Source organism: Saccharothrix variisporea (genome assembly GCF_003634995.1).
GTDB classification, from domain to species: domain Bacteria; phylum Actinomycetota; class Actinomycetes; order Mycobacteriales; family Pseudonocardiaceae; genus Actinosynnema; species Actinosynnema variisporeum.
The window spans coordinates 8,436,411-8,456,665 of sequence record NZ_RBXR01000001.1; the positions used below are offsets into that span (position 1 = coordinate 8,436,411).

The following is a 20,255-nucleotide window of genomic DNA, read 5'->3' on the forward strand; positions in this document are numbered from 1 at the left end:
AGCCCGCCGGACAACTCGGAGCACCGCCATGAGCGAATCCTGGTGCTGCGGAAGGTGCAGCAGGTGTCGCTCAGCTGGCCGGCTCGGTCGGCCATTTTACCCGGTACACGTGCAGGTAGTCGGAGTCCTGGCAGACGCAGGTGCCGCGGGGGTCCTTCAGGGCCGGTCGGGTGGGGTGCGCGGCCGGGCTCCGCAGGATGTCGAAGCCGGTGATCTGCGTCCCGCCAGGCTCGATCCCCGCCGCCCTGCGGACCAGCCGGGCCGCCAGCAGGACCCCGGCGAGAGCGGACTGGTGGGCCAACGGTACGTGCACGTCCTGTCGCGGGCGCCCGGCCTGTCCCAGCTGGATGACACTGCCACCGCAGACCCCCTCCACGTACAGCTCGCGGATGGGGCGCCCCTCGAACCGGGCCAAGGCATCCCGCGGTACGTCGAGGCCGGTGGCGATCGCATCGAGCACGTCCGGGGGCATCGGGGCGCGGGAGTGCAGCAACGTCCGCACCTCCCGGACCAACTGGTCGACGCCCAGAGCCGAAGCCACGACGGCGTCCTCACTGGGGGTTTGACCGGTCGGCAGGTACAGGCAGGACAGGCACGCGCCGGTGAGGAACGCGTGGGTGGACACGCCGAGGTCACCGGGTTGGGTCCAGGCGTTGGCGATCCAGCGCGGTAGCGAGGCTTGGACGGCGCGTCGGGCCGCTGCCGAATCCACGGCGACCAGCGCGGTCTCCCAGCGGTAGCCGTGGGCAGCGGTGAAGCTCGCCCACTCCTCGGGGTGGCTGTGGAAGGTCAAGCCGACGGTGGGGGTTGCGGCCGTCAGTTCGGCTTTCCCGGCGTTCTCGTCGGCCCGCGTGGTGAGGACGTAGCGCTGGATGTTGCTCAACTCGACCGACTCATGGTCGACGAGGTCGAGGTCGCCCCGCAGGGGGCTGCGGCCCAGCGCCCACACCGCTGCCTGTCCCACGGCTCCGCACCCGACCAGTACTGTGGACCCCGGTAGCGCCCATCCGTTCTCGGGGACCTTGGGAGCGATCGGGTCGATGCCGTCCAGGCACGACACCGTGAGGTCGTCGGGCACGGGATCCGGCTCGCCCATCAACACGCTCCGGAAGATCGCCGCCGCGGCGAAGCACGCGGCGGCACCGGCACCGAACGGGATTGCGCTGTCGCCGACGGGCTGGGGAGCGCGGGATGACAGCAGGGCGGTCCAGGCGTCGGACCCTGCGTGGAAGGTCCGCTCGAAAGCGGGGGCGTCGAGGCCGATGGCGATGCCCACGGCGGCGTGGTCGGTGATGGTGATCTTCGGGTTGACCGCCCTCGCGAGCGTGCTCAGCTCGGTGCACAGGGCCTCCGCACCGGGGCCGGACACGAGGGCGAGGGTGGGGTAGAGCCGGGCGAGCAGCCGGACCGTGAGATCGGCCAGCGCCCGGCCCTCGCGGGTATTGGCGGCGTCGCGGCCGAGAGCGAGGCCGATTCCGGTGCTCTCCAGGGCGGCCTCGAACAGTTGCTCGTCGAACCCGGCGATCACCTGGGAGGCCGCGACTGCGGCGCGGCGGTGGTAGTCGGCCAGCGGCATCAGATCACCTGTACCAATCGGCGGGCGGCGTGGTCGTGGAGTCGTTGCCAGCCCGCGGGGGCGAGTCGGTAGGTGGCGACGCCGGGGTCGGTGAAGCCGCCTGCCCCGAAGTGCGGCAGCACGATCGACAGGCCGCCCACCTGGGTCACCATGGGGTAGGTGTTGTCGGTGTCGGAGTGGTAGGCCTCGGTCGGGTGGGTGTGCACTTGGACGGCGAGCACCTCGCTGGCCTCGTAAAGCCACCGGTTGAGGCGGTGCAGCTCGTCTCCGTCGACCCGGACGCACAGTCCCGCCTCCAGGCGGTAGGACGTCTGCTTCGGGACGTGCGGTGTCCTGACGGTGAACACCTCGCCGGAAAGCACGCCGGTCCACAGCACGAACAACTCGTAGCCCTCGGCCCCGGCACCGCGCACCGCGTCCTCGGTCTTCGTGACGATCTCTGCCGGGACGTCGAAACGCCGGACATCGGCCAGCCTCACAGTGGTGGCACCCCCGGGTCGAAGCCCACCCTCGGGTTGAACTGCACTTGCCACCCGGCCACGGGTGCGACGCCGTAGGTGTGGATGACCTCCAGCAGGCGGACCAGGGTACCGGCGCCTGCTGCCCGGTGGAGTTCCCATGCGTCACCGCTGTGGCCGGGGTGGTCGTGGTACTCCCGCACACCGGGAAGGCACAGGAAGGGCAGGCTGTCGGGCGAGTAGCCCTGCATCAAGGTCTCGGCCTCCATCACCGGCCTGCCGTCCGGGGTGATGGAATGGATCTTGCCCGTGCTCCGCCTCAGCGTGGTGGGCAGCTGCCCCGTTCGGTACGGCTCGCGCGTGAACGGGTCGGCCAGCCGTACCGAGGGCGGCCGGACGTCGTAGTTGGTGTAGTCGATCAGCACTCCGGTCACCAGCGCCGGGGGAGAGACCTGCCGGGCTGCCATCACCACGAACACATCGGGGAACGTGGCGTCGACCAGGAACCAGCCCTTGGCCTGGTAGTCGCGCTCCAGCGCGCGGAAGTCGGCCACCTGGCGGTCGAACTTCCGGCGTGAGACCTCCGGGTCGACGTACTGCTGCTCGACGGGTGCGGCCACGGAGCTCAGCCGCCGACCCCGGCGCGCAGGTTGAGGAACAGCCGCGTGCCCACGCCGAAGCCGAAGCTGCCGATCTTGGCGTCGAGGTCCAGGACCCCGCCCGCGTTGTCCCGCAGCTCCCAGTTCTCCACCGGCTGGCCGCTGTTGTCGGTCTGCGCGAGCGCCCTGCCGATGATGCTGCGCAGCGGGGCGTGAAGGTTGGCCTCCACGGTCGTCGGGGTGCCGTTGACCACCACCAGGAGCTCCACATTGTCGGGCATCGCCTGCCTCCTCGTCGATCGGTTCAGGCGACGATCCAGGGGTGCCGCTCGGGTGCGCCCTCGGCGATCGGGTGACCGCGCTGTGCGCAGTCACCGTCATCGAGTATCGTTTACCTGTCAGGTACACGATATCAAACCATGCACCTGGTGGGTACACGACTTTAGACGTTGGGGTGGTGATGGAGGTCGGCTTCGCCTCGTTGCGGATGGCCAAGACGTGCTCCTCACCTGCGCAAACGCGTCGACAGTGGGGCTCGGAAGGCGCTCGGAAGATCCGTCTGAGACTCGACCAGATGATCGCCGCGTCGTCTTTGGCCGAACTTGTCAGCCTGCCCCAGGTGCGCTGGGGGCCGCTCGTCACGGGCGCGGATGAGCGGTTCGTCCTGGACCTCGGCGGTGGCCGGCAGATGGTCGTGTTCGTCGACGACGCCCCCGCGCCCCGGCGTGCTGACGGCACGATCGACCTCGAACGGGTGGAGCGCCTGCTTGTCGTCGAGATCACGGAGCCGGGTTGACCCGACATTGACAAGGTAACCGACACAATGGCCGCGAAGCCGCGCCGAAGACCGGCGTAGTGCGGAAACGGTAGGCGGCGTGGCATGACCGGGTCCGCTCGCGCGGCCTGCCGTCTCCCATGCCCGAGGAGCGGAGGAACGAGGAGGTGACATCGATGGCAACGACGCACGCCGGTTCGACCGAGCGATATTGGTACGAACCTGTGGAGGTCCTCCCTCCGGGGGAGACCCTGCGGGAAACGCTTGATGCGCTGAACATGAGCCAGGCGCAGCTGGCGGTTCGCGCGGGCTTGTCCACCAAGCACATCAACCAGATCATCCAGGGGCAAGCGGTGCTCACCCACGAGACCGCGATCACCTTGGAACGGGTCACCGGTGTGCCGGCCCGCTTCTGGAACGAACTCGAATCGCGCTACCGCGATCACCTGACCCGCGAACAGGAACGCGAAAAGCTCTCCACCCACGTCGAGTGGCTGAGGCGGATGCCGATCGCAGCGCTGCGCAAACTCGGCAGGATCACCGCCGACCACACCGACGAACCCCGCACGCTGCAGCAGGCCCTGAACTTCTTCGGAGTCGCCGGGATCGAGGCGTGGGAAGAAGTGTGGGCCAACCCGGCGGCCAACTACCTAAAGTCCGCAGCGTTCACCGTGGACCCCGGGGCCATGGCCGCGTGGCTGCGCCTGGGGGAGATCGAGGCGACGAACATCCGGTGCCAGCCGTTCGACCGGGCACGGCTCAAGAGCGTGCTGCCTCAATTGCGCGAGTTGACCGTGCTGCCCCCTGCGGACTTCGAGCCGCGCATGAGGCAGCTGTGTGCCGACGCCGGCGTCGCGGTCGTCCTGGTCAGAGAGATCGCGGGTTGCCGGGCCAGTGGCGCCACGCGTTGGCTCTCCCCGTCGAAGGTCGTGGTACAGCTCAGCCTCCGCGGCAAGCGCAACGACAAATTCTGGTTCGCCTTCTTCCACGAACTCGGCCACGTGCTCCTGCACGGCAAGCGCAGCGTGTTCATCGAGGCCGAGGACATCGCCAAGCCCGGGAACGGATCCTCCGACGAGGAAGCCGAGGCGAACAAGTTCGCGGCCGACCTGCTCATCCCGCCCACGTACCGGAGTGAACTGATCGGGCTCAACCCGTGGAACCCACGCCAGGTGCGCGCGTTCGCGGACCGGCTCGGCGTCGCGCCCGCGATCGTGGCCGGCCGGTTGCAGTTCGAACTCAAGGACTACCGGTTCGGCAAGGACCTGTTCGAGAAGTATGAGCTGATGGACTGACATGCCAGGAGTGGTAGGGCCCGGGGGACGCCTCGGACGGTCAAGGTGTTCCTGCAGCAGCGGCCGGAGGTGTCGACAGATAGCGGGTAGCGCAACGTGCCGGTGCATCGGTGTGTCTGCAAGAGTGACCTTGTCGTCGACTGGGCCGCTGGTTGCGCCCCGGTGCTGTTCGGTCGGCCTTGCCGGAAGACCGCTGGCAGGCCAGGTCGTGCAGCCCTTCGCGCACGTTGAGCATCCGCTCCTGAGCCAAGGAACAGAACGCGAGCGATCGATGAAGAACCCGGTCGGTCGCCTCGGTGAGAAGTCGGCCTGCGCCCGCACGACCCATAGGCCACGCGTACACCCTCGTATCGACACTGGCGAACCGTCGACGCCGGGAGCCGCGTGGTCGTCGCACTGCGCACCGGCCCCAACGGGTCGGCGTCCGCGGAAGCGCTGGGCCAGCTCGGTTCACCGGTCGTGCTGGACCTAGACTCGAGCTTCCTGAGCAGGGCGCGATCTTGCGCGCTCGTCGCGCACCGCCTCGTCGAGCGCATCGGCCACAACCGACACCGAACCGCAGCGCGAGGCTGATGTCCTTTCCTCGCAACGCTCTCGCCACGGTATCCCTGGTCCTAGTCGCGCTCGGATTCGAAGTGCGTGTGGTCGTTGCAGAACTACGCGCCGACCGCGCCTGGGTAGTCGCCGTTGTTCGGGCATCGGTCAAAGTGTTGTGCAGAGTGACGCTGCGCTGCTGCAGGTCGATGGCCGGCACGTGGTCGGCCTGCGCCTGGGCGATGGCTGCCTTGGCTTCGCGCCACATGGTGACGAGCAATTCTCGGTAGCGGGCGGGGTCGAGGTGGCGTGGGCAGGTGCGGGAGCCAGATGCCGAACTGGATGACGATCCAGCCGCTGCCCTTCGAGCCCGTGTTCGAGAAATCCCGGCCCACCACGAGGATCTTGGTGAGCAACTCGTCCTCTCGCATGTAGAGCGTTCTGGTGTTTGCTGTTCCGCCCTGTTCGGTGCCGCTGCCCCGGTGACGGCAGCGGTAGCCGGGACGGCCGTGTGCCCAGTGGGAGTCCATGCGGCGTCCGCAGGGCTGGCAGTGCACGTACCCGGCCAACCGGTAGACCCGAGCGATGCCGTCCCGGGTCGGGCGTGCGGTACGCAGGCGCTGTACGGCGACGAAGGCGTGTTCGCTCACCACGCACCACCCTGACCGCCCGCTACGACTCGGTCAGCTACACGAAATACTGAGTGGGTCCGACGTCCGTCACCCGGATATCGCCGGCCGGCGAACCCGGCGGTACGCGTTCGCTGGCCGACAGCAGTTCACAGCCACACAGGAAACCGGCAGGAGAGCCCAATCGTCCGGAGGCGCTGTCCCGGGGCGATCTTCGCCGTCCCGGGACAGCGCCTCCGGCGGCCCTGACCGGTGCCTCCATCATCGGTCCCACATACGGGATGAGGCGGGAGACCGGATGGGACGGCTACAAGGTTCACCTCAAAGTGGGGATGCGCGCCCGTGATCGCCAAGCGGCTGTTCGACCGAGGCGTGCGGCCTTGGCGTTACGTGGCCGGTGACTACCTCGATGCGGTCGTTTCGGCTCGTGTCCCGCTCGGCGGCCCGGTGCCGAAGACACCGTGGAGCCCCGGACTGGCCGAGGCGATGCGCGAACACCGGGTCGCGGTGCACGAAGGGTCGGTCCTGGCACTGGTGCTCGACGACTTGAACCGGTGACATTCAGTTCCACTGAACGAAAGCAAGAGTGGAGAATTCCTTACTCTTGCGAAGGTACTCCAAACCACTCGGACTTCGGGCACATAATTGCCCTCACGGTGCCGATCTTGATCCTATCGGGTCACCGTCGTGGGTTATTTGTTTCCGCAGGTTGTTCTCTGCCTTGTGTCGATCTTGCTGGGCCTGTCAAACGAACGGTGTAACTCGGGTTGAAGGAAACTACTTGCCTTCCGGTCGACTGCAGAGGTCAATCTGGTCAGGCCCTCGTCGGCGCGTCCGGACCGAGGAAGTTGAGGATCCCAATCAACTCGAGAGCAGTTGGTCTACTCCCGGTCACATCAAAGATCTGTCGGGCCGCCGAGTTGAGCGTCTCGGCGATTCGATTCACCTCCAGGCCCTCCAACGTGCCGCGAACCCTGTCGAACTGGTCCTGCTCGGCGGCACCAAACGCGCGGATCGCGTTCTCGACCGTCTCGATCAGCTTTTTCCTCGACCAGATCACGTATCGCTGGGTGGCCACGCCGCTCTCTACCTCGACACCTATGGTCAGTCCCGACCGCCACGGTCGGATTGCGGTAACGGCGGGGAGTGGCGTCGACAGCGAGCCGCGCAAGCGGTTGAACGGATGCGCGCAGAAAACGAGTCGCAGGTTCGTGACGTGCAACTTTCCGCCGATCGCCTCCTGGCCCGCCAGGCCGACTAGGGGCATGAGCTCATCGGCAGCAAACCGGGACAAGCCGTGCTCGCCCGGGACGATGACGGCGTTCGACTTACCGATGAACAGAACGTGCTCACTCGGCACCAGGTGCACAGCACCCATGTTGTCCTCCGCATCGGAGCGTGTGCATAGAGAATCGCGCCCGCGGCCAGCGCCGTTGCATCGTCGATCGGCGAGGGTCGTGACGGAACAGAGCCACTGGTCAACCGCCTTCGGCATGATCGGATGTCCCGGAGCGCCACCGTAGGTGAAGAGATGTAACGCACAAGGGCGCAATTTGACGGCTACCGTGCGCGCCGCCTTGCTTATTTGCGTCGAAAGTGATCGTCTTGCTGTAGATTGATCACTCGTGATCGAGGTTGAGTGTGCGCATCGGTTGTCGCCTGCTGGGCGTGAGGAGCTGCGGTTACGGGGGTGGCCGCGCTGGAGGCCAGGCACTCGAGGGCTATCGGCAGGTTGCGGAGGTGTCCGGAGTCGGTTGGCAACCTTCGCCCTTCGGTGAACCCGAACGCCTCGGCATTGGACTCGCCGCCGAGGCCACGCTGATCCAACAACCCAACGCGTGTTCGGGCAAAGCTCGGGAGGAGACCTCGTGCAGAAGTGGGTCGCGCCAGGTGCCGGATGCCAACCGTCGCCGTTTGCTGTTGGGCTGTCGCCGGTGGAATCACTACCGGAACATGTGACCGTGGTCGGTGCAGCGGTAGCGCTGGTGCCTTCGTGGATGCGGTCGATGTTGCGGCGTTGGGCGGCCATCAATCAGGAGTCGGGCGTGTCCTTGCCGATCTCCCGATCGTAGAGGGTGGTGTAGTAGGCCTCGAACAGACCGTACCGGTCCTGAGGTGCGCGGGCGCGTCGCTCCAGAAGCAGAGTCAACGTGTAGCGCCATGACGTCACGGGGGTGTCGTGGGAGCGCGCCCCGACAGCAGTACCGCGTGCGTCACAGCGAGGGCCGTGGCCAACGTGGTGGTCACACAGGAACCGGTGATCGAGTAGAAGGCGCCAGCGCCCACGAGGACGCCAGCTACTACGGAGGACGTATTTTCGCCCGCAGGTCTTCTGAGTCATGCGAGCTAAAAGCTCGAAGCATCCGACTTCCGCAAAGTCGGCCCAGAAATCACCCGATCGGCGTATAGTCGCCGGCACGCCGCAGGAGGGGGCGGCCGGTTGTGTGCTTGTGGCGAACCAGGGTTTGTTTCAGGTGGTGTCGTTGATCGTCGCGTAGCACAGCCGGGGATGAGAGGACTTCGGATGCCCATGCGGCGGGCGTCGACGGCGGTACCGATGTCGATGAGCTGACCGTCACTGACGTCGATCCCGGAGGGCTATCGCCTCATCGGGTCAATCACCCTAGACAAGCCCCCATCTGACCCCGACAGCGACCGACGCGTACGGCGCCGCCGCCTCGCGCCGGTAGCGCATCCGTGCTGGTCGTGAGCGGTCGTCACGTGCGCAGTTTGGTCACCAGCAGGGCCGCCACTGCGGGCGGGCACCTGGGCCGGTCCTTGAGGCGGGCTGCGCGTCCACCGGCCGCCGCGCCCCCGTCGAGGGCCAGGAACGTCTCGGCGATGGCGAGCTGTACGACTGGGTCCGCCGCGTCGAACAAGTCCTCGAGCCAGTCGACCGCGCGCGGGTCCCGTGCGGTGAACCCGCGCAGCAGGCCGATCACGTCGTGGTCGATCTTCTGCCCGAGGCCGCGCGTGTCCAGCGTGCGCAACACCGCGTCGACCAGGCTGCGGACCTCATCGGTGGGCAGGCGGCGCGCGGTCACCGCGCCGGTGAACGTGGTCAGGTCCCGGAACGCGGCCGAGGGATCGGTGTCGCGGCCGACGTCCGCGCCGATCAGCGGCAAGCGCGAGCAGATGGTCGCGTGGACGCGGCGCACCTCGGCGGGAGGGAGCGGGCGATGTCGGTCGATCGCGGTCACGAGAGCCACTAGGGCCCGCGACAGGTTGGTACTGCCCGCCACGCGGGCCGCGACCTCCATGCGGTCGAGAGCGGTGGCCACCACCTCCGGTGCGGGCTCGACGAGGGCGGAGGTGTGCGTCCGCAGCAGTCTCGCCAACCTTTCGGCGGCGTCCACGTGCCTGGTGGCCAGCAGTGCAACCGCCCACCGGGCCAACGCGGGCGACAGCTCGGGCAAGGTGTCGGCGATCGTCTTGACCGCAGCGCCCGCGGCCACGGAGCTGGGGCCGTCGAGAACGCACCGGCGCACCCAGTCCCGGGCGTCGCCGTCGGTGTCGACCACCCGGCCTTCCAAGCGAGCGCGGACGGGTACCAGGTCACCGGTAGCGTCTCCGGTCAGCTCCCGCAGCTCAGCCAGCAGGTCGTCAAGCGCGGGCCGGGGCGTGTTCGTGTACCAGGACAGCACCAGCTTGTTCCGCAACGCCGGCGGCAGTTCCGCGCCCGCCGCCTCCTTCAGCAGCACCCGGTGAACGGCCACGTCGTCGGTGGCCAACGACACCGCCGTCCGCCACATCGACCGGGGCTCGGACTCGCGGGCGGGCCGCAGCCAGGCTGCGAGTCGGGCGCGGGTGTCCCGGTCCAACTCGGTGGCGAAGACCCGGGTGCACTGGGCGATCGCGTTTAACGCCGGGCGGTGGGTCGGCGCCGGGTGGCGCAGCAGCCGCGCCGCGGTCGCGCGTGGTTGTCGTCGGGCGAGCTGGTCGAACACGTTGACGTGCGCCTCCCACACCCGCGCTCGGCCGAGGACCAGGTCGTCGACCACCTCGGCGGCGACCACGGGGTCCTCGTCCGCGCGGGCGACGACGTACTTCACCTGGCCGTTGTTCCAGCCCGCCGCCAGGTCGTCCGACAGCACATCGGCCCAGGTCCGCCAGCCCCGGTCGGCGCGCACACCGGGGGACGACCACAGCAGCCGCACCACCGCCTCGGCCTCGGGGTCAGTCAGCGGCGGGCACTCGCGGACGAGCGCGACGTGGGCGAGTCGGACGATCTCCGCGTCCCGCAGCCGCCGCGCGCGGGCCAGGTGCATCCGCAGCACCGCCCGCCGCCCGAGTTGCCCCACCGACGGGTAGCGCTCCAACGCGCCCGCGCGCACCCGCGCGGAAGCCGCGCCTTGGGTGTCCAGCAGGCGCTCGGCGTAGTGGTCCCAGGCGTCGTCGGGGAGCTTCGCGCGAGCGGCGATCAGGTCGTCCAGCGCGGTGCCCAGCAGCGTCGCGTCGTCGACGCGGGCCAGCAACGACACCAGTGCCGCGACGCTGACACCGGCGAGCGTGTCGGGGTGGCGCAGGAGGGCGTGCCCCACGGCGGTGACGGATTGGGGGATGTGGCGGGCGGGTGCGTCGCCCAACGCCGGCACGGCGACGCGCAACCGGTCGGGCTGCTCCGACATGCCCGACAGCAGGTTGGCTAGTGCGTCGGGCGTCGTGCGTTGCAGGGCGCCCAGGGTGTGGCACTTGACGCCGTCCAACGTGTCTGCGGGCACGGATTGGGCGAACTCGCGGTACTCGTCGTCGTCGGCTTGGAGGAGCAGCGACGTGGCGATCGGCCACAACGAGGTCTGCCCACCGGCGACGCGGGCCGTGAAGCGCTCGACCTCGGCCGACCTGGTGCCCCGGGTGAGCAGCCAGCGGGCGTGGCCGTACTCGGCGAAGGTCTGGTGGAAGAACTCCCACGATGCACCCCGGTCCCGCAACACACCTTCGCTGGCCAGCATCCGCAGGCCCTTGTCGTCGACCCCGTCCAGCATGCTCTTGTACACCCGCAGCGCGATCCCGCCCGACTCGTCCACGACTTGCGCGGCGACATCCAGGGCGGCCTGCTCCTTCACGCGCCCGGCGCCCGCCAGGTCGCGGCTGATCCGTAGGTCCCAATAGGCGCGATAGAGACCGGTGACGGTGAGGTCCTCCGGCACGTGGCGTTCCCGGCCGAACACCTGGCAGGTGAGCGCGAGCCGCACGGGCAGCGCGCACACTTGGCGCAACGAGCCGCTGGACCGCAGACCGCCCGCAAGCGACTCCAGGAACGCGGTCTGCTCCGCGGTCGAGCCACCCAGGCAGGCGACGTGGCCGCCCGCCCAGGCCATGATCTCCGGCTCGGTCAACGGGGGCACTGGGAAGTCGACCATCCGACCGGCGAGCCTGGGCACAGCCCGCGCGTCGCTCAGGTGTCGGCCGAACTCCTCCGTGCGGCACGTCGAGACGACATCGCCGACCTCGAGCGCTCGGGCCAGGACGGAGGCAAGGGGTGCGGTGGTTCGTTTGTTCAGCAACAGGTCCAGGGTGTCCACCAGCAGGGTCACCGCTCCGTGCGCGTCGCGCAGCCGCCGCAACAGCGCCAGCAACCCGGCCGCGCCCCACTCGTCGTGCGCGGCGACACCCAGCGCCCGATCGACGGTCGACGGCTCGTCCAGCGCGAGGGCGGGTGGCACGCTGGCGGCGGACACCAGCACGACGGCGCCACCGCCGCGTTCGACGCGGTCCAGGTACTGCCCCAGCAGGACGCTCTTGCCCACGCCGCCCTCGCCGGTCAGCAGCAGCACCACCCGGCCTTCTCCGGATCTCTTGCCACGCCACGCCAAGGCGGAGTCCAGGAGGTCCGCCCGCACCACCGGGGACAGGGTCGCCGGCTCCAGCGACGCGCGGTCCTCTGCCACCACCCGAGGTGGGTCGCCGGCCGTCCCACCCAAGGCCGGCTCGAGATGGGCGGGCTGGCTGGTCAACACGCGGCAGAGCTCCTCGACCGCGGCGAGGGTGATCCGAGGCACGGCGAACGGGCGCACCGTGGCCGGCGAGACGAAGTCCGGCAGGTGGTCGAGTCGGCCATCGGTGAGGACGACCGGCAGGACCTTGCGCAGCCACCGGTCGCGGTCGCCGTACAACCGCTGTTTGAGCATCGAGATCTGGAGGGCGGTGACGGTGTCGGACGAGACCGGGCGCTCGGAGATCCGGCGGTACTCCGGCGAGCCCACGACCAGGACGTACGAGGCTGCGTCGAACTCGGCGGCGTACCACTCGGACCAGTCGCGGTGCTCGTTGCGCGCCCACAGGTCGAGCACCACGTCGATCCCGGCCTGCCGGCGCAGCAGGTCGGCGAACTCGAGCACCCGGCCGACGTGCTGCTCGTTGTCCTTGGCGTAGGAGATCAGCACGCGGGGCGGGGCCGGTCCGCTCGCGTCGCCGATCGTCACGACGTCAGCGGCGGCAGCACGGGCAGCGTGCCCAAGGACGGTGGCATGTGCTTCGGCTGCCCGGTGAGTGCCCGCAGCAGGTCCTCCGCACCTGCCGAGGTCAACTCGGGCACCGGGTAGTGGTCGACAGTGTTCGGCTGGAGCACCAGTGGGATCTCGGACGCCGAGCGGCCCGGCAGCACCACGGGCAGGATCTTCGGTAGCCACCGCGGGCGGTCGGAGTAGAGCAGTTCACGCAGGACGGCGGCTTCGGCCTGGGTACCGCGGTGCTTGTCGCCTGCCGCGAAGCCGTCGAAGACCGCCTTGTACGGCTTGGAGGCGATGGGCAGGATGAAGTCGGCCCGAGTCATCTCCGCGACGATCCACTGGTACCAGTCTTTCCTCCGGCCTGTGGTCCACCGGTCGAGGGTGGTGGACACGCCGTGGTCCTGGAGCAGACGGGCGAAGTCGAGCACGAGCTGCTTGTGTCGAGCGGACCCGTGTACATAGGAGATGAAAGCAGTGGGGGACAACGTCTCCTCCGCGTTCACGACGCTGTGTGTCAGCGAGCGTAGCCGATGTGATCGTCCGGTCCGGCGAGGGGAGCGGCGTGAACACGAACAACTCCGTCAGCGGCGGGACGGTCACGGGGCTGGTGCAGGCCGGCGTCCTCAACGGGGGAGTGCAGGTCTTCGAGTCGCCCCGGCTCCCCGTGCCGCACAACCTGCCGCCCACGACCGCGCACTTCGTCGGTCGGTCGGACCACCTCGACCGGCTGACCCGACTGGCCGGTGCCTCGGGCGGCAGCCGGATCTGCGTGGTCGACGGAGCGCCGGGCGTGGGCAAGACGACGTTCGCGGTGCGATGGGGCGGGTCGGTCCGGGACCTGTTCCCCGACGGGCAGGTCTACGTGGACCTGCACGGTTTCGACCCGCGCCGACCCGCCGTGGAGGCCGGCGCGGCCGTCCGGATGGTGCTGGACGCGCTGCACGTACCGGCGCGGTCGATCCCGCCCGACCCGGACGGCCGCGGCGCCTACTTGCGCAGCGTGGTGGACGGGCGGGACCTGCTGCTGATCCTCGACAACGTCCGCGACAGCGAGCAGGTCAGCCCACTGCTGCCGGGGTCGCCGCAGTGCTTCACCGTCGTGACGGCGCGGCACCGGCTCGACGGCCTGATGATTCACCACGGTGCCGAGCGCCTCACCCTGGGCCCGCTCGCCGAGCCCGAGGCCGCCGACCTGCTGACCAGGTACGTGGGACGGGACAAGGTGGATGCGGCACGGTCGGCGGTGGCGACCGCGATCGCTGCCTGCGCCGGGCACCCATTGGCGTTGAGCGTGGTCGCTGCCCGTGCCGCGGCGGACCCGGACCTGCCGCTGCAGGCGATCGTGGACGAGTTGCAGGACCGGCACACCGGGTTGGACGCGCTGCGGCTCACCGACGCGGTGGATTTCCGAGCGGTCTTCGAGTTGTCGTACGAGCACTTGTCACGTCCGCTGGCGGCAGCGTTCCGGGACTTGGCCGTGCACAAGGGCACCGCAATCGACGTCCGCGCCGCCGCGGCGGTCACCGCGCACGACCTGCCCGGCGCACGGCGGGTGCTCGACGAACTCGTCCGCAGGCACCTGGTGGACCGGGTCGGGGGCGGGCGACACGCTTTGCACGGTTTGACGCACGTCTACGGGGCGGAGAAGTCCCGCACGACCGACGGCACCGCGCACCGCGATGGCGCAGTGCGCGCGTGGCTCAATCACCAGCTGCACGCCGCCGCATCGGCGGACCGCTTGATCAACCCGCACCGCCGCGCGATCCCGCTCGAGCCGTGCGCACGACCCGAGCTGTTGCCCAGCATCGCCGACCGAGCAGCGGCGTTGCGGTGGTTCGCGGAGGAGTACGACAACGTGCTGGCGGCGATCGCGACGGCGACCGAGGTGGATCTGCACCCGTACACATGGCAACTGGCGTGGGTCATGTCCAACTTCGCCTACACGGGCGCACGCTGGCAGGACTGGATCAGCACCCACCTGGACGCGGTCGACGCGGTGCGCCGCGAGGGCGACCGGCACGTCGAGGTGCGGCTCCGCCAGTCCCTGGCGCGCGCATACTGCGAGAACGGCGATTACGAGCGTTCGACGGCGCAGTTCCGAGCCGCACTCGACATCCTCGACCGGCTCGACGACCCACCGGGTCGGGCGAACGCGATCAACGGCCTCAGCGGCGTGGAACTGCGGTCCGGCGCGTTCGACAAGGCCCTCGATACCGCACTGCACGCCCTGAGCCTGTACGCGGCGCTGGACGACGACGCGGGCACAGCGAGCACGTACAGCCTGCTGGGCCGTGCGAGCCTGGCAATGGGCAGGCTCGAGGAAGCCGACCGCTACCACGGGCTCGCGCACGCCCTGTACCTGCGATCCGGCAACTCCTACGGGCTGGCCCACGTCGCTGACTGCCGGGCCGAACTGGCACTGGCCTCAGGCCAGGTCGACCGCGCCGCGCTACTGCTGCGCGAGGCGGCGGAGGCGCACTTCACCGTCGGCAACCGCCATCACGCCGCCCGATCGTGCCGCAAGTTCACAACGCTGCTGGGCCTGCCCGCACCCGTCGCTCTCGATCGGGTGATCGCCTCGCTCGAGGCCGACCGCGTGCCGACGGCGCGGGAGTTCACCAGCCTGCTCGACGAGGTTTTCGGGTCGTCCCTCAACCTTAGTCGGGACGAACCGCCGGCCCAGCCTTGATCCGACTCGGGACTAAAAATCGCTCCTCTTCGAGATCGCCGTCACCGGCGGCTCGTCGGCAGGCGAGCAGGGCGCGGGGGTCAGGGCGGCAGCGGGCCTGTGTGAGGGCGATGCGGTGCAGGGCGGCGTTGAGTTGGCGGTTGCCGATACGGCTGAGTCGGTGGCGGGCACGGTTGGACGACCAGACGGGCAGCGGTGCATTGCCGTTGTGTCAGGCATAGGCCGCCTTTTGGAGCCCGGCACTCCAACACCCTGAACACCCGCTCGAACCTCGCTTACTGGCGAGGGGCTGCTGGCGATCCGGCGGGTGCGGTGGCCGACTCGAGATGTTGTCGGGCGAGCAGAGCGCGTGCCCGGCGGCGTTCGGCGGCCCTGGCCACGAAAGGCCACACCGCGGTTCCCTCCCGCCGCGCCATTCCGATCGCCGACCCCAACCACAAGTCCTCTCCTTGAGGTCGTCGGACCTCCTGCGTCCGTTACCGAATCCCTGCGGTGCAAGCCAATTCGCTTATGTCGCTGTCAGGCCACGACGATCACGGGCACATGCCGACGAGCACCGTCACGGGATTCGCTCTGGTCCGAAATCGGGCTGCCGACCAGCGGCGGTCGTGCCGCCCGTGCCACCGACCACCTCGTTGCGCACACCGGCGGAGGCCGACGAGTTCGCCGTGCGCGTCGCCCGGGACCTGGCCGGTGAGCAACGACCCGGCCTGTACTCGATCACCGAATCCAATTTCGAAGCCCATTCCAGCAGTTCCTACCACGACCTCGGGTACCGACTCATCGAGGTGCCCACAGATCCCTTGACCGACCGCGGCGCGGTGGTCCACCAGACCGTCGAGCAGCTACCGAGGTGATCGTGCCCAGCGTCCTGTCTATGCCGCGAAGCATGCGCTCGCGGCATAGACAGGACATCCAGTCGGTACCTGCTGGTGGGACGGTGACCGCAATAATGCGTTGCCGTAGGGGCGAGTGTGGGGTCTGGTGTGCTTGATCGGCTGGCTCTGGGTGGCCTGCTCGTAGCGGTGGCGGGGCGGTTTCCGGTGAGCAGTGGCGACGAGGGCGCATCTCGACAGCCTGTCCAGTCGGCTAAAGCGCACGAACAGGCAGCGGTATTACAGGCTGGCGGGAACCTCACGATTGAGGGCGATGTGGTGGTCGGCGGACCGCATGTGCCGGCGATGGAGTCGATCCCCGCGTCTGCCGAGCTGAGCAGATTTCCCCGCGGATCGGACCTGTTCGTCGGTCGGTCGGACGAGTTGGATCGCCTGGACGCGGCTGTCGCGGGTTCGGGTCGGGCGGTGGTGGTTGCGGTCCACGGGCTGGGCGGGGTCGGCAAGAGCACCCTTTCCGCTCGCTTCGTCCGTCTCCACGCCGACCGGTACAGGCTGGTGTGGTGGATCACCGCGGACTCCGCGTCCGCGATCGACAGCGGCCTGGCCGACCTGGCCACCACCCTGGCCCCGCAGACAGCGAACCTGCCGTCGGATCAGCGCACGGAGCTGGCGGTGCGGTGGCTGGCCACCCACGATGGGTGGCTGTTGGTGCTGGACAACCTCACCACGCCCGCCCACGCGGAAGAGCTGTTGGAGCGGGTACGGACCGGCACAATCGTGATCACCAGTCGTCAGGCCAGTGGATGGCGGGGTGTCAAGGCGATCCAGCTCGACGTACTGTCCCCCAGCGAGGCCATGGAGCTGTTGAGCCGCGTTGTGCGGACAGAGTGGCCCGACGCCGACCTGCCCGACGTCGACCGGCTGTGCGAAGAGTTGGGGTGGCTGCCGCTGGCGGTCGAGCAGGCGGGCGCCTACCTCGCCCAGACCCGCATCACCCCCACTGCCTACCTGGACCTGCTTCGGCGGTATCCGGCACGGATGTTCACCACAACCGTCGAAGGTGGCGACGCCCAACGCACCATGGCCCGTGTCTGGCACATCACCCTCGACCGCCTCGCCGACACCCCTTCGGTCGGACGACTGCTGCGCCGGCTCGCCTGGTACGCCCCCGAGGCCATCCCCCGCCGACTGATCATCACCAGTGCCAGGGAACCGGAGCCCGACGTGCTCGAAGCGTTGGGCAGGTTGGCCGCCTACAACATGATCACCCTCGACACCCACACCATCGCCGTGCACCGCTTGGTCCAAGCCGTCACCCGCACACCCGACCGACCACCACCGCCAACCGGCGGACATCATCCACGCCCGCGACACCACCGCTGCCCTCCTCTCCCACGTCCTCTCCCAGGTCGAGCCTGATCAGCCCGCCGACTGGTTCATCATCCGTGTGGTTCTCCATCACGCAGTGGTGCTGCTCAACCACACCTCCGTCGACAGCGACACCGCAACGCTCTGCGACCTCGCGACACACCTCGGCCACTACCTCAAGCAACACGGCGACATCAACACCGGCATCGCGCTGCTCACCCGTGCCTCCCACAGCCTCGAACGCCTCCACGGTCCCGACCATCCGGACACGCTGACCTCCCGTGCCAACCTCGCGCTCGCCTATCACTGGGCGGGTGATCTGGAACGAGCGATCGCGCTGTCCGAAGCCACGCTCGCTGATCGGCAACGGGTGCTGGGACCCCATCATCCGGCCACGCTGACCTCGCGCAACAATCTCGCCGGCGCCTACCTCTCAGCAAGTGACCTGGATCGAGCGATTCCGCTGTTGACGGCGAGCCTGTCCGATGCCGAGCAATTATTGGGACCCGAGCACCCGCACACACTGATCGCTCGCAACAATCTCGCCGGGGCCTACCTCTCGGCAAGTGATCCGGAACGGGCGACTCCGTTGTTCGAGATGGCACTGGCGGATTACGAGCGAGTGCTGGGACCCGACAACCTGAACACTTTGGGCGCCCGCAACAGCCTGGCACGCGCCTACCGGTCGGCGAGCGACTGGGCGAGGGCGATTCCGCTGTACGAAGCGGCCTTGGTCGACTGCGAGCGGATATGGGGACCCGGCCACCTGCACACGCTGACCGCCCGCCGCGACCTCGCCAATGCCTGTCATTCGGCAGGTGACTGGGAACGAGCGATACCACTGTACGAAACATCTTCTGCCGGCGCCGAACGCCTACTGGGACTCGACGACCTCAACACGTTGACGGCGCGCATCAACCTCGCAAGCGCCTACCGGTCGGCAGGTGACTTGGAGAAGGCGATTCCGCTGTACGAGGCAACCCTGGCTCAAGCCGAGCGGGTGCTGGGGCCAGGCCACCCATTGACCAGAACGATCCGCTCAAACGTCGAGACCGCGACACGGTCCGACAACTGACCAACCGCTCATACGGGAGGAGAACCGGCTCGACTGTGACGCGGCCTGAGCCGATCCCGCGCTGCTGTGCGGCGAGCCCGGTGTCCTGAACGGGCACTTGACGATCGCCGACTCGGCACCAGCCGGGGACAGCTCAGCGGGGAAGTCACGACCACAGCCTGCCCCACCGACCAAAGCCAGCCGTCACGCCATATAGGTCGGTCGCACGCCTACCGGGCGGTCGAGAGCAGTCGATCACGCGGCTGAGCAACCCGCAGCTGGTTTGGAATGGTCTGCGTCGAAGTCAACCGCCACGACTCCGAAGAGCAGTTCGACGGTCCACTCCGAACTGCTGCTCAGATAAGAGGCCGCCAAATCGGATCCCTGCCAAGGTTCCAGCGATGCTGTCGCCATTGTGGACGATGTGACACCGAAGATCGTCTGTGCTACGTTCTACGTGTGACACGTCCCCACGGCGGGACGGGCACCAACAACATCATCGCGGTGACGAGGCGCGGGGATTCGACCCCCCGGTGGGGATGTATCCCACGGGTGGGGGTTCAAGTCCCCCCTCGGACACATAATTTGCCCCCACGGTGCCGATCTTGATTCTATCAGGTCGCCATCGTGGGGTTACTCGTTTCCGTAGGTCGTTCTCTGCCTTGTGTCGATCTTGCTGCCTGTCCTGCTGGCGGTGGCGCGCTGTGGCCTTGGCTGGCAGCAGCTGGTGTGGGTGGGCTCGATGTGGCTGGCTGATGGCCGTGTTGTCGTGCCGCTGACCGGCCACCTCACGGCCGACCACCAGCCTCGCCAACCAGCATGACGTGTGCACAGGCACCATCTGCGACGACTGGTGGACCAACCGATCTCAGGCCACTGGGCCAAAGCCGGTTGATCCGACCATGAACTGGCAGGCTTCAGCGCATTTGCCTGTGCCCGGATTCGGTGGGCCTGTGACAAGTCCGTGGGCGGCAGCGGGTCGGTCGGCGTCAGCTTGGAGGCCGCCGGGGTTGCCGGTCCGCGTTGGAACGGGGCTCGGTCTCGGGGAGGCGGCCGGTGGTGGCGGTGATCCGGGTTCGTACCGCGTCGGACACCTTGGCGTGCAGGGGGTGTGTGCTGGGCAGGGTGAGCAGGTCGACCAGGGCGAACAGGTCCAGTGCCTGGCTGAGGTGGTGCCAGTTGTCGGGCAGTGGTCCCGCGTCGGCTGTGAAGGCGTCGATGAAGGCGGTCGTGAAGTGGGGGCCTGTGTCTTCGGGGAAGCGCAGCATGTTGCCCACGTCGCTCAGCGGGTTGCCGCTGAAGGCGAATTCCCAGTCCAGCACCGCGCTCACCGACCAGTGCCCACCTCGCCGGGTGACGAGGAGGTTCTTGCCGTTGAAGTCCGCGTGCACCAGCCGTGCCTCGCTCGGGACGGCGTCGAGTGCTCGTTGGTCGTGTTCGGCCAGGGCCAGCAGCGCGGTTTTCTCCAGGCTGTCGAACCCCACGAGGTCGTCGAGGCGGCTGGTGGTGAACGTGATCAGGTCGGCGCTGTCGGCTCCGCCGGAGGCCGGCGTCAGGTCCGGGCCGGAGAAGAAGCCCGGTGCGGTGAAGCGGATGGTTCCGATCGCCGCCAGCGCGGACCCGACCCGGTGGCCCAGCTCGGTGGCCTCCGGGGCGGGTAGGTCGAGCACCACTTGGTCGAGGGAAGTTCCTTCGACGAACCGCGAGAGCAGCACGGGTTCGCCGGCGAGCGCGCCGGTCGGGTCGGCGTCGACCACCTCGGCGATCGGGACCACCCCGCTCAACCGGGTGGCGAGTTCCTGCTCGACCCCGCACGTGTTGCCTTTGAGGTACCGGCGGAGGACGAACTTGTCGTCGTCGGTGGCGATCAAGAGGTTCTGGTTGCGGTAGCCGCCGGGCAGTTGCGCGATCCTGGCGATGCGACCGCCCCGGGGGAGCCGGGCGGCCAGCCATCCGGTCACCTCGTCGGGCAACGCCTCTGTCAACAGTC

16 protein-coding genes and 1 pseudogene are annotated in these 20,255 nt (G+C 68.6%); 7 read left to right on the top strand and 10 right to left on the bottom strand.

What is annotated here, in order from left to right; all coding sequences use genetic code 11:
* Positions 1-70 precede the first annotated feature (70 nt).
* The 4 genes from DFJ66_RS38320 to DFJ66_RS38335 are packed head-to-tail and all read right to left on the bottom strand — an operon-like array spanning position 71 to position 2,914.
* Complete coding sequence (locus DFJ66_RS38320) at positions 71-1,576, bottom strand: E2 ligase fold family C protein (RefSeq protein ID WP_121229021.1); 1,506 nt, start codon at positions 1,574-1,576, stop codon at positions 71-73.
* Complete coding sequence (locus DFJ66_RS38325) at positions 1,576-2,055, bottom strand: hypothetical protein (protein ID WP_121229024.1); 480 nt, start codon at positions 2,053-2,055, stop codon at positions 1,576-1,578. The genes DFJ66_RS38320 and DFJ66_RS38325 overlap by 1 nt, the downstream gene beginning before the upstream one ends.
* On the bottom strand, positions 2,052-2,654 hold the full coding sequence (locus DFJ66_RS38330) for a putative metal-binding protein (protein ID WP_170199948.1): 603 nt from the start codon (positions 2,652-2,654) through the stop codon (positions 2,052-2,054). Before DFJ66_RS38330 ends, DFJ66_RS38325 begins: the two co-directional genes overlap by 4 nt.
* A gap of 5 nt (positions 2,655-2,659) precedes the next feature.
* The gene (locus DFJ66_RS38335) at positions 2,660-2,914 is read right to left on the bottom strand and encodes a DUF2604 domain-containing protein (protein ID WP_121229026.1); all 255 of its coding nucleotides are present in this window, start codon (positions 2,912-2,914) and stop codon (positions 2,660-2,662) included.
* 293 nt (positions 2,915-3,207) lie between these two features.
* On the opposite strand from DFJ66_RS38335, the gene DFJ66_RS38340 reads away from it, so the two are divergent.
* Positions 3,208-3,429: a hypothetical protein gene (locus DFJ66_RS38340; protein ID WP_147459484.1), complete on the top strand. Its 222-nt coding sequence runs from the start codon at positions 3,208-3,210 to the stop codon at positions 3,427-3,429.
* Positions 3,430-3,584: 155 nt separating this feature from the next.
* A complete protein-coding gene (locus tag DFJ66_RS38345; protein ID WP_121229032.1) occupies positions 3,585-4,703 on the top strand; it encodes a HigA family addiction module antitoxin in 1,119 nt (372 codons plus the stop codon).
* A gap of 656 nt (positions 4,704-5,359) precedes the next feature.
* Here DFJ66_RS38345 and DFJ66_RS45350 read toward each other — a convergent pair.
* A complete protein-coding gene (locus DFJ66_RS45350) occupies positions 5,360-5,890 on the bottom strand; it encodes a recombinase zinc ribbon domain-containing protein (RefSeq protein ID WP_342777000.1) in 531 nt (176 codons plus the stop codon).
* 318 nt (positions 5,891-6,208) lie between these two features.
* Between DFJ66_RS45350 and DFJ66_RS38350 the strand changes: the two genes are divergently transcribed.
* The gene (locus DFJ66_RS38350) at positions 6,209-6,424 is read left to right on the top strand and encodes a DUF2399 domain-containing protein (protein ID WP_121229035.1); all 216 of its coding nucleotides are present in this window, start codon (positions 6,209-6,211) and stop codon (positions 6,422-6,424) included.
* Positions 6,425-6,680: 256 nt separating this feature from the next.
* On the opposite strand, the gene DFJ66_RS38355 is transcribed toward DFJ66_RS38350, so the two are convergent.
* The 3 genes from DFJ66_RS38355 to DFJ66_RS38365 all read right to left on the bottom strand — a co-directional run bounded on the left by DFJ66_RS38355 (position 6,681) and on the right by DFJ66_RS38365 (position 12,821).
* Positions 6,681-7,244, bottom strand: a complete 564-nt coding sequence (locus DFJ66_RS38355; protein ID WP_147459485.1) for a hypothetical protein — start codon at positions 7,242-7,244, stop codon at positions 6,681-6,683.
* 1,339 nt (positions 7,245-8,583) lie between these two features.
* Positions 8,584-12,291, bottom strand: coding sequence for an SEFIR domain-containing protein (locus DFJ66_RS38360; RefSeq protein ID WP_170199950.1), 3,708 nt, complete (start codon positions 12,289-12,291; stop codon positions 8,584-8,586).
* Positions 12,288-12,821 carry a toll/interleukin-1 receptor domain-containing protein gene (locus DFJ66_RS38365; RefSeq protein WP_170199952.1) on the bottom strand — a complete coding sequence of 178 codons (534 nt, stop codon included), beginning with the start codon at positions 12,819-12,821 and terminating at the stop codon, positions 12,288-12,290. Before DFJ66_RS38365 ends, DFJ66_RS38360 begins: the two co-directional genes overlap by 4 nt.
* Before the next feature lie 59 nt (positions 12,822-12,880).
* Between DFJ66_RS38365 and DFJ66_RS38370 the strand changes: the two genes are divergently transcribed.
* Positions 12,881-15,007, top strand: coding sequence for a tetratricopeptide repeat protein (locus tag DFJ66_RS38370; RefSeq protein ID WP_170199954.1), 2,127 nt, complete (start codon positions 12,881-12,883; stop codon positions 15,005-15,007).
* Here the strand turns inward: DFJ66_RS38370 and DFJ66_RS43730 are convergent.
* Positions 14,976-15,218 (bottom strand): annotated as a pseudogene (locus DFJ66_RS43730) (transposase); the annotation flags it as partial. The gene DFJ66_RS38370 and the pseudogene DFJ66_RS43730 overlap by 32 nt on opposite strands.
* Positions 15,219-15,624: 406 nt before the next feature.
* On the opposite strand from DFJ66_RS43730, the gene DFJ66_RS38380 reads away from it, so the two are divergent.
* The 3 genes from DFJ66_RS38380 to DFJ66_RS38390 all read left to right on the top strand — a co-directional run bounded on the left by DFJ66_RS38380 (position 15,625) and on the right by DFJ66_RS38390 (position 18,286).
* Positions 15,625-15,864: a hypothetical protein gene (locus tag DFJ66_RS38380; protein ID WP_121229050.1), complete on the top strand. Its 240-nt coding sequence runs from the start codon at positions 15,625-15,627 to the stop codon at positions 15,862-15,864.
* A 129-nt stretch (positions 15,865-15,993) separates the two neighbouring features.
* Entirely contained in the window at positions 15,994-17,262 is a 1,269-nt protein-coding gene (locus DFJ66_RS38385) for an AAA family ATPase (protein WP_147459486.1), read from the top strand.
* 46 nt (positions 17,263-17,308) lie between these two features.
* On the top strand, positions 17,309-18,286 hold the full coding sequence (locus DFJ66_RS38390) for a tetratricopeptide repeat protein (RefSeq protein WP_170199956.1): 978 nt from the start codon (positions 17,309-17,311) through the stop codon (positions 18,284-18,286).
* 968 nt (positions 18,287-19,254) lie between these two features.
* On the opposite strand, the gene DFJ66_RS38395 is transcribed toward DFJ66_RS38390, so the two are convergent.
* Positions 19,255-20,250, bottom strand: coding sequence for a phosphotransferase family protein (locus tag DFJ66_RS38395; RefSeq protein WP_170199958.1), 996 nt, complete (start codon positions 20,248-20,250; stop codon positions 19,255-19,257).
* Between the last annotated feature and the right edge of the window lie 5 nt (positions 20,251-20,255).

Coding starts and splice junctions, on each gene's coding strand:
- DFJ66_RS38335 (WP_121229026.1), bottom strand. CDS start 2,914: ATGCCCGACAATGTGGAGCTCCTGGTGGTGGTCAACGGCACCCCGACG.
- DFJ66_RS38320 (WP_121229021.1), bottom strand. CDS start 1,576: ATGCCGCTGGCCGACTACCACCGCCGCGCCGCAGTCGCGGCCTCCCAG.
- DFJ66_RS38355 (WP_147459485.1), bottom strand. CDS start 7,244: ATGGGTGCTGTGCACCTGGTGCCGAGTGAGCACGTTCTGTTCATCGGT.
- DFJ66_RS38340 (WP_147459484.1), top strand. CDS start 3,208: ATGATCGCCGCGTCGTCTTTGGCCGAACTTGTCAGCCTGCCCCAGGTG.
- DFJ66_RS38345 (WP_121229032.1), top strand. CDS start 3,585: ATGGCAACGACGCACGCCGGTTCGACCGAGCGATATTGGTACGAACCT.